Source organism: Pseudomonas edaphica, assembly GCF_005863185.1.
Taxonomy (GTDB): Bacteria; Pseudomonadota; Gammaproteobacteria; order Pseudomonadales; family Pseudomonadaceae; genus Aquipseudomonas; species Aquipseudomonas edaphica.
The window spans coordinates 1-11781 of record NZ_VBVZ01000153.1; the positions used below are offsets into that span (position 1 = coordinate 1).

Sequence of the window (11781 nt, forward strand, 5' to 3'; positions counted from 1 at the left end):
TGCAATGCAGACACCTCGGTATATCAGGCACACAGAGTTGATGCCATAGCAGGCAAGCCAGCTCCCACCTTTGACCGAGTATGGCTCTGCTGTTGCTGTTGCTCCGGCTCTTACATTCTTTTCGATGACGAAGTCAGCGGTCTTTTGATCTGCGCTTTTGATCTTGATCTGAAATCGCCCCCCCAAATCACTGGCGGATTGCGGGCATGCCGAGCCACAGCGAGGCACCGAGTGTTGGGGCGAGGACCTTTTGGTTACTTTTGACTGGGCCGGCATTCCGGTCCTTGCAAAAGTGAGCCGCTGTAAGAGCGGAACCATACGCCGCCGTTACCTAAATAACGGATATGCCCCCTCAACGCCCAGTCAGTCGAATCTGCTCCTTGGCCTGCTTCACCACATTCTCCACCGTAAACCCGAACTTTTCCTGCAACTTGGCCAACGGCGCCGACGCGCCAAAACTGTTCATCACCACTTTAGCGCCAGTCTGCCCAACATAGCGGTCCCAACCCAGCGGGCCTGCCTGTTCCACCACCACACGGGCTTTTACCGCGGGTGGCAAGACACTGTCGCGATACGCCTGATCCTGGTCTTCAAACAATTCCCAGCTGGGCATCGACACCACCTGAGCGGCAATGCCCTCAGCTTTCAACTGCTCATAAGCCACCACCACAAGGCTCACTTCACTGCCGGTCGCCAACAGCAGCACCTCAGGCTTATCGGCACCCGCCAACACATAAGCGCCTTTGGCCGCTCCGGACGCCGCCGCATATTTTGTGCGATCCAAGGTCGGCAACGCCTGGCGCGACAACACCACGCAGCTCGGCCGATGGGTTTGTGCCAGGGCCACCTTCCACAGCTCCAACGTCTCGTTGGCATCGCCGGGGCGCAAGGTGAGCAACCCCGGCGTGGCGCGCAGTTGTGTCAGGTGCTCGACGGGCTGGTGCGTCGGGCCGTCTTCACCCACGCCAATCGAGTCATGGGTAAATACGAACACCACTGGCAATTCCATGATTGCCGCCAGGCGGATCGGCGGTTTCATGTAGTCGCTGAACACCAGGAAGGTCGAGGTGTACGGCCGCAGGTAGGACAGCGCCATGCCATTGGCAATCGCGCCCATGGCGTGCTCGCGGATGCCGAAGTGCAGGTTGCGCCCGCTGTAGTCATCGGCACTGAAACGCCCGGCGCCGTCGAAGGTGAGGTTGGTCTTGGTCGATGGCGACAAGTCCGCCGAGCCGCCCAGCAGCCAGGGGATTTGTTGTGCGAAGGCATTCAGCACCTCGCCGCCGGCGGCGCGGCTGGCGATGCCCTTGGCGTCGGTGTCGAAGTGGGGCAGTTCGTCCTGCCAATGCTCCGGCATTTCGCCGGCGCGTATGCGGCGCAATTCATCGGCCAGTTCCGGTTCGTACTGCTCCAGCTGCGCCAGGTGTTGCTGCCAGGTTTCATACAGCGGCTGGCTGCGTTCCAGCAGCGCATCGCGCAGCACCGTGCGGGCGTCGTCGGGCACCAGGAAGCTGGAATCCTGCGGCCAGCCGTAGGCCTCTTTGGTCAGGCGGATTTCTTCCTCGCCCAATGGCTCGCCATGGGCGGCGGCGGTGTTGTGTTTGTGTGGTGAGCCGTAGCCGATCACGCTGTCGACCACAATCAGGGTTGGCGCGCCGGTGTTGGCCTGGAAGGTTTCCAGCGCTGCGCTCAGGGCTTGCAGGTCGTTGGCATCGGTGACGTGCAAGGTGTGCCAGCCATAGGCCTGGAAGCGCTTGATCACGTCTTCGCTGAACGCCAGCTCGGTGTGGCCTTCGATGCTGATGGTGTTGTTGTCGTAGATCCAGCACAGGTTATCGAGCTTTAAGTGCCCGGCCATCGACGCCGCTTCGCTGCTGATGCCTTCCATCATGTCGCCATCACCGCACAGGGTGTAGACGTTGTAGTCGAACAGCACCTGGCCGTCGCGGTTAAAGCGTTTGCCCAGCCAGCGTTCGGCCATGGCCATCCCGACGCTGTTGGCGCAGCCCTGGCCCAGCGGGCCGGTAGTGGTTTCCACGCCGGTGGTCATGCGGTACTCGGGGTGGCCGGGGGTCTTGGAGCTCATCTGCCGGAATTGCTTGATGTCGTCCAGGCTGATCGCCGGCTGGCCGGAGCGCTTGCCGTGGGCATCAATCTCGACCACACCGGCCAGGTGCAGCAGCGAATACAACAGCATCGAGGCGTGCCCCACCGACAAGACAAAGCGGTCGCGGTTAGGCCAATCCGGATGTTCGGGGTGGTAACGCAGGAAGCGGCTCCACAGCGTGTAGCCCACCGGAGCCAGGCCCATGGGCGTGCCGGGGTGGCCGGAGTTGGCCTTTTGCACGGCATCCATGGCCAGGGTGCGAATGGTGTTGATGCATTGGGTGTCGACAGCAGTGGCAGCGTGAGTCATGAAACCGTTCTCCCTCGGGTGGCGATCTACAGTGGAGGGCAGGGCACGGCAAAGGTTTGATCCCATCATGCGCATTACGACGAACGGGACCGCCTTGACCCAAGACATGACAAGACCCCTTGGAATGGGCTAGTTTCAAGGCGTAGGCCATTGATCAACTTGCGGAGGTACTCCATGCCAGTGAAACACGACCTGTATCAGGATTTGGGTTTGAGCAAGGAAGAGGTCGACGGGCGTCGGGCGAAAAATCCCCATTTGAACGCGCTGTTTGATAAGTACAACACCGTCGATGAGCAGGTGGTGAGCGCCGAAAAGGCATCCGGTAGTGATGAGGCGTTGAAGAAGCTGAAGGATAAGCGCCTGTTGGTTAAAGACGAGATCAGGGACTTGCTGCAATAAAACGTCCTACAGGACGCGGACATATTTGTTCAGAATTGTCTGAGCGACAGCCGGCGTTTCACTGCTTATGATGCCGGCCGTCCACCCGGCTCTGGGGACTGTTGCGGCGCAAGGATTGCGCTGCTGAGCCGGGCGGGCATCCTATTTCATGCACGCAGCGCCTGGATGCATTCATCCATGGAGCGCTGCTGCGTCTCGGCATACAGCTTCAATTCATCAATCGTCCGGCGGCCCAGCGCCTGCTCGAATTGAGCCTGGTTCGAATGGGCTGTGTAGTGACTTTGCGCCGCATCGCCCAGGTTCGACTGGAAAATCCCCGCCGCACTCACCGGCAGAAAATCCTCATACACCAAAGGCTCCACCGCCACGTGCCCGGCCGCCATCAAGGCCTCCAACGTTTGCGGCTGACCGGCCTGGCCGCGTGCCGCCAAGCCTTGCTCGGTCACGAAGTAGCGGAAATACGCCAGTTCCTGTTCACGCATCTGCGCGTGGTTATCGGGGAAGGCCTGGAAGTGTTGCGCCATCAATTCGACGTAACGTGCAGCGTTGCCCTCATTCGGGAAGGCGCCCAGTTCGTCGCGCGCTGCGTTCAGCAACTGGTCGTACAGGGCGCGACCCTTTGGCGTCAACGCCACACCCCGTTGTTCTATTTCGCCGAAACGCGCGCTGTGGCTGCCTTTTGCGTCGGTAAACGCGATGGGTTCGTCGAGCGCCTTGAAGCTGGTCTGGCGCAGCAGGATCGGGCACTGGCGACGTGGCGGGCCTTCGATCACGGCTTTGGGCGTGATGCCTTTGCCGGGCATCGCGGCCTGCACCTGGTCGATGTCCAGGGTACGTGGCGTCAGGTGATTGATGTGCGGACCTTTGAACGCCACCACGTCGGCGATCAGGCGATGCTGGTCGCTCAGTTGCTGGTACTGGGCGCCGGTCACGGTGGCGGTGTGGTGCCAGCGAAAGGTTTCCAGGGCCTCGCGGATAAACGCTTGGGCATCCGCCGCGTTAAGGCCACCGTCGCGTTCGGCTTGCTCGATCAGCGCCAAGGCGCCAGGGGTGAAAATCGAGCGTTTGGCCAGGGCGCTTTCGGCGAAGGCGCGCAGCTCGAGGTTTTCGATCAGCTCCAGGCGTAGCAAGGACGTAAAGACGCGGAACGGGCTGGCCTGCAGCGCCTGTTCATGCACGGCGCGAAAGGCGGTGGAATGCACCGGCACACCGGCGGGTGTGAGGTCGTAATAGCCCACCGGCTGCATGCCCATCACCGCAAACAGACGGCCGATGGTGGCCAGCTCATGGGCGGTGCCCAGGCGGATGGCGCCGTGGCGTTCCATGGCCAGGCGCTCCATTTCACCGGTGCGCTGCAGTTGTTTGGCCAGGCCGGAATCACTGTCCAAAACCCGCGTGTTGGTCTCGGCCACCAGCTCCATCAGTGCGCCATAAAGCGGAACTTCATCTCGGTACATGTCGGACATGGCCCTGGAAAAGTCTTTGCGAATCTCGTCGGGGCTGACATACGCGGCACTTGGCATAGAAAAATTCCTGAACACGGTGGTGAGGGTGCGGCCTTTCTCTGGATTCTGTTGGGCTTTAAGGGGGCTGGCAAACGAAGAATCCTCAGGACTTCATTCTGCAAATGAATGAAATGACATGAATATGACAAAAATCGGCGCCAGAAAATTTCATTTTCACGGGTACTTTCCTAACTAATTCTTCACGAGGCGCGCCCCGGTCCTCATGAAACAATCGTTACGTTTGTAGGGATGAAAACGCCGTTTGCACACAACGCACATAAAAAAATGTTTAGGGGCCGTTACACATGAAAATTTCTACACTGGCGTTATCCATCACCGCAGCGTTGCTCGCGCAACAAGCGTGCGCTGATGACTTCGGGCTCGGTTCTCTGGGCACGGGCACGGGTCACAGCGGTTTCCTTGAAGACAGCCATGCGGCTGTCAGTTCGCGGACCATGTACTACAGCGCCGACAACCGTTCGGGCACCAACAACGATCTGCGCGAAGCCGCGACTTTGCTGCGTTTTGACTACAAATCCGGCTACACCCAAGGCACCCTTGGCGTCGGTTTTGACGTGATGGCGTTCGGCGCCTTGCGTCTGGACGGTGGCGACGGCCACGCCGCAGGCCCGGGCCTGGCGGGTAACGGCAACAGCTTCTTCCCGACCAAAAACAACGGCACTGAACCCGCCGACAGTTTCAGTCGCGCTGCGGGTAACGTGAAATTCCGTATTTCCCAGACCGAGTTGCACGTCGGTGGCGGTTTGGCCCCGGTGTTGCCTATTCTGGTTTCCAACGACAGCCGTGTGGCGCCGCAGACCTTCGACGGCGGCATCCTGACCTCCAACGACATCCCCAACGTGACCTTCACCGGTGGTGAGCTCAACCGTGCCGAAGGCCGTGCTTCCAGCAACTCCACGGGCTTGAGCGTTGCCGGCGGTACCCGCGACAGCGACAGCTTCAAGTTCGGCGGTGTGGACTACAAGCCGTTTGGCTCGTCCGACAACGCCATCGCTAAAAACCTGACGTTGCAGTACTACTACGCCGACCTGCAGGACTTCTACAAACAGAACTACTTCGGCCTGGTTCACGTGCTGCCATTGGGCAATGACCAATCGTTCAAGACTGACCTGCGTTACTTCGACAGCACCAGCGACGGCAAAAACGGTGACGCCGGCTACCAGTTCAACAACAACGGCGGCTACGCCAAGCACGCCGGTGAAGTGGACAACAAAACCTACAGCGCCGCGTTCACTTACCAGTTGGGTGGCAGCAGCCTGATGCTCGGTCACATCGGTGTGAGCGATGACGGCGGCTTCGTCTGGGTCAACCAGGGCAGCATCGCTGATCCAAACGCACAAGGCGCGGGCGGCAGCGACTTCTACTTGTTCACCGACGCCGTGGTGGGCCAGTTCTCCCGTGCGGGCGAGCAGGTCAATTTTGGCCAGTACTCCTATGACTTCAAGGCCTTTGTACCAGGCCTGAAAGCCTCCGTGGCGTACCTGGACGGCACGGGCATCAAGTCCAAAGTGGCCGGTGGGGCGGATCAGAAAGAAAACGAAACCGACTTCCGCCTGGATTACGTGGTGCAGCAAGGCCCGCTCAAAGGCTTCGGCACCACCTTCCGTACCGGTACTTACAAAGGTCACAACACCGGCACTGCGGACCAGGACCAGACGCGCCTGATCTTCAACTACACCTACGCGATCTTCTAAGCTCGCGCCGCCACAAACGGAGGCCGCCTAGTCAGCGGCCTCTTTTTTTGCGCGCGCGAACACGACTTCATGTGCATCCGCGCACGGATGGGTTTTACACTGCCCCCACTGTGTCAGTGATGGAGGACCCAATGACGGCCACGCCCGCAACCAACATCCTTGCAACCCTTGAAGGCCAGCGCCTGGCCGCCGAAGACGCCGAGCGCTGGCGCGAGTGGGGCCCGTACCTGAGTGAACGCCAATGGGGCACAGTGCGCGAAGACTACAGCGCCGACGGCGATGCCTGGGCCTACTTCCCCCACGAACACGCCCGCAGCCGCGCCTACCGTTGGGGCGAGGACGGCCTGGCGGGTTTCAGCGACAAGGCGCAGCGCTGGTGCCTGGGCCTGGCGCTGTGGAACGAGCGTGACAGCATCCTCAAGGAGCGCCTGTTCGGCCTCAACAACGCCGAGGGCAACCACGGGGAAGACGTCAAGGAGCTGTACTTTTTTGTCGACGGTGTGCCCAGCCATGCCTATATGCGCATGCTCTACAAATACCCGCATGCGCCTTTTCCCTATGCCGACCTGATCGCCGAAAACGCCCGCCGTGGGCTTGAGGATGCCGAGTACGAAGTGCTCGACACCGGCGTATTTGAAGACAACCGCTACTGTGATGTAACGGTCGAATACGCCAAGCATCAGCCTGACGATATTTTCATGCGCGTCACCGTGCACAACCGCGCGGACCAGCCGACGCGGGTGCAGGTGCTGCCCCAACTGTGGGCGCGCAATGACTGGAGCTGGACCCTGGACGCGCCCAAGCCGCAATTGCGCCTGGACGGTGAGCGGGTGCTGGCCCGGCATCATGAGCTGACCGACCGCCACCTCAGCGCCTGGGGCCAGGACGGCCTGGAGTGGCTGTTCTGCGAAAACGAAAGCAACTTCCCCAAGCTCGATGGGCAACCGGCGCCGGTGCCGTTCAAGGATGGCATCAACGACTACGTGGTGGGCGGCGCAGACTCGGCAATTCGCCGCGACACGGGCACCAAGGTCGCCGCGCGTTTCAGCCTCGAACTGGCGGGCCAGGAGAGCAAAGCCCTTTACCTGCGATTTGCGCCGGTGGACGCGCCCGAGGTCAATGCACGCAAGCTGTTCGAGCTGCGCCGCCAAGAGGCGGACGACTTCTACGCCGCCCTGCAGCAAGGCATTGCCGATGCTGACGCGCGCAATGTGCAGCGTCAGGCCCTGGCCGGGTTACTGTGGTCCAAGCAGCTCTACTACTTTGATGTAAACCAGTGGCTCGACGGCGACCCGGCCCAACCCGCGCCGCCGCCCGAGCGCCTGCACATCCGCAATACCCATTGGCGGCACTTGTCGAACTTCGACATCCTGTCCATGCCCGACACCTGGGAGTACCCGTGGTACGCCTCCTGGGACCAGGGCTTCCAGGCCGTAGCGATGGCGCTGATTGATCCGGGGTATGCCAAGCAACAGCTGTTGTTGCTGGTCAAAGACCGTTTTATGCACCCCAATGGCCAGCTGCCGGCGTATGAATGGCGTTTCGACGACGCCAACCCGCCGGTGCATGCCTGGGCCAGTTGGCGCGTGTATCAGCAGGACAAGGCGCTGACCGGCGTGGGTGACATGGATTTCCTCGAGCGGATTTTCCACAAGCTGCTGCTGAATTTTTCCTGGTGGGTCAACCGTAAGGACGCCGAGGGCCGCAACCTGTTTCAGGGCGGCTTCCTGGGCCTGGACAACATCGCCTTGTTCGACCGCTCGGCCACCTTGCCGCCCGGCTACCAGCTGGATCAGGCCGACGGCACCGCGTGGGTCGCCGCCTATGCCCTGGACCTGATGCGCATCGGCCTGGAGCTGGCCAAGCGCAATGGGGTGTACGTGGATATCGCGGTGAAGTTTTTCGAGCACTTCCTGTACATCGCCGGTGCGATCAACCGTGTCGATGACAGCGCCGAAGGCTTGTGGGATGAGCAGGACCAGTTCTTCTACGATGTGCTGCACCGCCCGGACGGCCAGAGCGAGCCGGTGCGCCTGCGCTCCATCGTCGGCCTGATGCCGTTGTTTGCCGTGTTGGTGCTGGAGCAACGCGAGCACGAAGGCCTGCAAGGCTTGCGTGAGCGGCTGCTGGGCTTCATGAAACACCGGCCTGACCTCGCCAAGCTGGTGTCGCGCTGGAACGAACCGGGGCAGGGCAACCGCCTGTTGCTCGCCTTGCTACGCGGCGAACGCACCAAGGACCTGCTGCGGCGCATGCTCGATGACCAGGAGTTTTTGTCGACGTTTGGCGTGCGCTCGTTATCCAAGGCCTTCGCCGAGCAGCCGCTGGCGCTGAAGATGAACGGCGACACCCTGTGCGCGCGCTACCAGCCCGGCGAGTCCGACTCACGTTTATACGGCGGCAACTCCAATTGGCGCGGGCCGCTGTGGATGCCGGTGAACTACATGCTGATCGAGTCGCTGCGCGAGTTTCACCGCTACTACGCGGATAACTTCTCGGTGGAGTACCCGACGGGCAGTAGTTATCTGGCGTCCCTTGAAGAAGTGGCCGACAGCCTCAGCCAACGTTTGACCCGCTTGTTTTTGCGCGATGAAGATGGCCTGCGCCCGTCGATGGCGGGCTATGCGCAATTGGAAGCAGACCCGGCCAGTCGCGATCTGGTGTTGTTCCATGAGTATTTCCACGGCGAAACCGGGCGTGGGTTGGGGGCGTCGCATCAGACCGGGTGGAGTGCGTTGGTGGCGTTGTTGCTGCAGCCGAAAAGCTAAGCCGCACCACTGATTCACTTTTCTGTGGGAGCTGGCTTGCCATCAGCCACACACGGGTGGGCTGACCCACCGCTATCGCAGCATAGGTATCTACACAACCGGTTAACACGGAGTCTGTTGCAAGCCTGCTCGCCACAGGAGAAATTGGCTGCCTTCAAAAGTTGTGTAGATACCTATGGCTATCGCAGGCAAGCCAGCTCCCACATTAAAACTACATCGCTTGTGAAATGGCAGGCAAAAAAATCCCGCCACCAAGAGGTCTGAATCAGGTAAATTCGCCGCCCCTTCAGACAAGGATGTAGACGATGGCGAATGTTATCGCGCGGGTTGGCAGTGCAGGCCTATTGGGGGTATTGCTGCTCACCTGCGGTGTGTTCATGACTTCACTGTATTCCCGAGAAAGCGCCGCGGCCCCGCTGATGATGCATTGCCGCGAATGCGAGAAAGGTGACGACACCTTCGATGCAACAAAGTGGTTCAGCAGCGGCATGTACCGCCTTGAAACGGATATTGTTCCCAACCCTATGCGGTCGATGACTCGCACTCATCCGGTGGTCTTCAAAGCCAAGGACAATGACCAACTGGTCGGGGCCGCGCTGCGTGGAATCAGCGATGTGCTCCCATCCTTCGATTCCCGCACGTTTGAAGCACAGTGGCCCGTGTTAACCAAGCGCGTACGTTATAGCTACAGCTTTTTTATGGCACCTGATGAACCCCGGGACCTCTATGACATGTACTTGCAAGTGGGCAAATACAAGCTGGTGATCGTGGTTGGGCTTGACGTCAATACCGGTGAAATCACCGCCGAGTATGAAGGGCGTGTGATTCGTGAAAACGATGGTAATGACCCTGCGTACATGGACACGTTCGAAGAAATGGATAACGCCAACACCCGCTGACCGGGAGGCTGGCTGAACGAAAAATCCCGCCGGAAGGCGGGATTTTTTTGAGCACGGCGTTATCAGGCCGGGAACAGATCGCTCAGTTTCATGGCCAGCATCATGTCGCCTTCAGTGCGCAGTTTGCCGCTCATGAACGCCTGCATGCCGTCGGTATCGCCGCTGACGATGCCTTCCATGGTTTCGCCGTCGGTCACCAGGGTAACCTGGGCGTCAGGGTTTTCGCCTTCCAGCAGTTCGCAGGTGTTGTTCTTGACCACCAGCGAGAAGTTCTGGGTGTCGTCGATACGGAAACCGAACACCAGGTCCAGGCCGTCGGCAGCGCCTGGGTTGAATTTGGCTTTCATTGCTTCTACAGCTTTGGCTACGTCAGTCATGGTTTCGATCCTTTAAGGTAGAGTCCAGTGACCTTGGGGTCACGGTTGGCCGCAATTCATCGGAATGTGATGAGCTGCGGCGCCTTCAACAGTTGCAAGTGGGTATGACTGTTGAAGGAAGCCAGTGCCACCTCGCGACCACGGAATTTAAGCTGGTTGAGCGAGGTGTTAACAATTTGCCAGTTCAGTTCAAAGGCCTGTGCGGCAGGCATTCGGGTAATCAGGTGGAGCAGGGCGGTAATGGTGCCGCCGGAAGTAAACACGGCGATCTTGTCGGTGTTCTCGGCTGCTTCCAGGATGCGTTGCAGGCCGCCCTGCACACGTTCCACGAAACCCAGCCAGCTTTCCAGACCGGGTGGGTCGTAGGTGCCGGCCAGCCAGCGCTCGATGATCAGGGCGAAAATGCGCTGGAACTCACTGCGGTTTTGCGCAGCGTTGCGCAGGATATCCAAGGCGTGAGGCTCGGTGGTCAGCAGGTCGGGGAGCAGGGCGCGGATGATCGCTTCGCCGTCGAATTCGTTGAAGGCCGGGTCGATTTCCAAGGTTGGGGCTGACAGGCCGAGGGCACGGTATTGATCGAATGCGGCGGAGGCAGTGTGCTGCTGGCGACGCAGGTCGCCAGACAGGCAGCGGTCAAACGTCAGGCCCAGGTCGGCCAGGTGGCGACCGAGTACTTGCGCTTGCTCTACGCCGACGGGCGACAGGACGTCATAGTCGTCTGCACCGAAGGAGGCCTGGCCATGTCGAATCAGATAGATGCTGCCCACGTCCGTTTTCCCGGTACGTTGAAAGTCTGGCGAGGTTATGAGGATGGCAGGGAGCTGTCAATGAAAAAACATACGCTTGTTTTAAAAGTGCGTTAGAGGCCGACTGCTGGCGGTTTGAGCACTGGTCCGAAGGCGGTGCCGTCGGTATGCTGGGGCCATCCGCGCCTGGCGCCGTGCTTTTTTAAGGAGACATATGGATTTTTTGGCCGAATACGCGAGCTTTCTGGCGAAGACCGTCACCCTGGTGGTCGCTATTCTGGTGGTACTGATCAGTTTCGCCGCGTTGCGCAGCAAGGGGCGGCGCAAATCCGCCGGCCAATTGCAGGTCAGCAAGCTCAATGATTTCTACAAAGGCCTGCGTGAGCGCCTCGAGTCGAGCCTGCTCGACAAGGACCAGCTCAAGGCCCTGCGCAAATCCGAAAGCAAGACCGAAAAGAAGAACAGCAAGAAGAAACCCGAGGCCAAGTCACGGGTATTTGTGCTGGATTTTGACGGCGACATCAAGGCCTCGGCCACCGAGAGCCTGCGCCATGAAATCACCGCGCTGCTGAGCCTGGCCACGCCGAAAGACGAAGTGGTGCTGCGCCTGGAAAGCGGCGGCGGCATGGTGCACAGCTATGGTTTGGCCTCGTCGCAGCTGGCGCGTATTCGTCAGGCCGGCGTGCCGTTGACCGTGTGCATCGACAAGGTTGCGGCCAGCGGCGGCTACATGATGGCGTGCATTGGCGAGAAGATCATCAGCGCACCCTTTGCCATCCTCGGCTCCATTGGTGTGGTGGTGCAGTTGCCCAACGTCAACCGCCTGCTGAAAAAGCACGACATCGACTTTGAAGTGCTGACCGCCGGTGAGTACAAACGCACCCTCACCGTGTTTGGCGAAAACACCGAGAAGGGGCGGGAGAAGTTCCAGGAAGACCTGGACATCACCCATCAGT

At 60.1% G+C, this 11781-nt stretch carries 9 protein-coding genes; 5 read left to right on the top strand and 4 right to left on the bottom strand.

Annotated features, from left to right (window positions below; genetic code table 11):
• Positions 1 to 352 precede the first annotated feature (352 nt).
• Positions 353 to 2416, bottom strand: a complete 2064-nt coding sequence (gene tkt, locus FEM54_RS12355; protein WP_138451124.1) for a transketolase — start codon at positions 2414 to 2416, stop codon at positions 353 to 355.
• 174 nt (positions 2417 to 2590) lie between these two features.
• On the opposite strand from tkt, the gene FEM54_RS12360 reads away from it, so the two are divergent.
• Positions 2591 to 2815 (top strand): DUF465 domain-containing protein, encoded by a 225-nt coding sequence (locus FEM54_RS12360; RefSeq protein WP_056860349.1) that lies wholly within the window; start codon positions 2591 to 2593, stop codon positions 2813 to 2815.
• A gap of 146 nt (positions 2816 to 2961) precedes the next feature.
• Here FEM54_RS12360 and hglS read toward each other — a convergent pair whose 3' ends face one another.
• Complete coding sequence (gene hglS / locus FEM54_RS12365) at positions 2962 to 4338, bottom strand: 2-oxoadipate dioxygenase/decarboxylase HglS (protein ID WP_099548219.1); 1377 nt, start codon at positions 4336 to 4338, stop codon at positions 2962 to 2964.
• Between the two features lie 287 nt (positions 4339 to 4625).
• Between hglS and FEM54_RS12370 the strand changes: the two genes are divergently transcribed.
• The 3 genes from FEM54_RS12370 (at position 4626) to FEM54_RS12380 (ending at position 9702) form a co-directional block, all read left to right on the top strand.
• Positions 4626 to 6035: an OprD family outer membrane porin gene (locus FEM54_RS12370; protein ID WP_138451126.1), complete on the top strand. Its 1410-nt coding sequence runs from the start codon at positions 4626 to 4628 to the stop codon at positions 6033 to 6035.
• 131 nt (positions 6036 to 6166) lie between these two features.
• Complete coding sequence (locus tag FEM54_RS12375; protein WP_138451127.1) at positions 6167 to 8803, top strand: MGH1-like glycoside hydrolase domain-containing protein; 2637 nt, start codon at positions 6167 to 6169, stop codon at positions 8801 to 8803.
• Positions 8804 to 9108: 305 nt separating this feature from the next.
• Positions 9109 to 9702 (top strand): hypothetical protein, encoded by a 594-nt coding sequence (locus tag FEM54_RS12380; RefSeq protein ID WP_138451129.1) that lies wholly within the window; start codon positions 9109 to 9111, stop codon positions 9700 to 9702.
• Between the two features lie 62 nt (positions 9703 to 9764).
• Here the strand turns inward: FEM54_RS12380 and FEM54_RS12385 are convergent, their stop codons facing one another.
• Complete coding sequence (locus FEM54_RS12385) at positions 9765 to 10079, bottom strand: SCP2 sterol-binding domain-containing protein (protein ID WP_017135931.1); 315 nt, start codon at positions 10077 to 10079, stop codon at positions 9765 to 9767.
• Between the two features lie 56 nt (positions 10080 to 10135).
• Positions 10136 to 10846 carry a histidine phosphatase family protein gene (locus FEM54_RS12390; protein ID WP_138451131.1) on the bottom strand — a complete coding sequence of 237 codons (711 nt, stop codon included), beginning with the start codon at positions 10844 to 10846 and terminating at the stop codon, positions 10136 to 10138.
• Positions 10847 to 11039: 193 nt separating this feature from the next.
• Here FEM54_RS12390 and sohB point away from each other — a divergent pair.
• Positions 11040 to 11781: protease SohB (gene sohB, locus FEM54_RS12395; RefSeq protein WP_138451133.1), on the top strand; the 742-nt coding region annotated here is incomplete at its 3' end.

Bases quoted from the DNA above. Each gene is read 5' to 3' on its own strand.
- FEM54_RS12370 (WP_138451126.1), top strand. From the start codon at position 4,626: ATGAAAATTTCTACACTGGCGTTATCCATCACCGCAGCGTTGCTCGCG.
- tkt (WP_138451124.1), bottom strand. From the start codon at position 2,416: ATGACTCACGCTGCCACTGCTGTCGACACCCAATGCATCAACACCATT.
- FEM54_RS12380 (WP_138451129.1), top strand. From the start codon at position 9,109: ATGGCGAATGTTATCGCGCGGGTTGGCAGTGCAGGCCTATTGGGGGTA.
- hglS (WP_099548219.1), bottom strand. From the start codon at position 4,338: ATGCCAAGTGCCGCGTATGTCAGCCCCGACGAGATTCGCAAAGACTTT.
- FEM54_RS12375 (WP_138451127.1), top strand. From the start codon at position 6,167: ATGACGGCCACGCCCGCAACCAACATCCTTGCAACCCTTGAAGGCCAG.
- FEM54_RS12360 (WP_056860349.1), top strand. From the start codon at position 2,591: ATGCCAGTGAAACACGACCTGTATCAGGATTTGGGTTTGAGCAAGGAA.
- FEM54_RS12385 (WP_017135931.1), bottom strand. From the start codon at position 10,079: ATGACTGACGTAGCCAAAGCTGTAGAAGCAATGAAAGCCAAATTCAAC.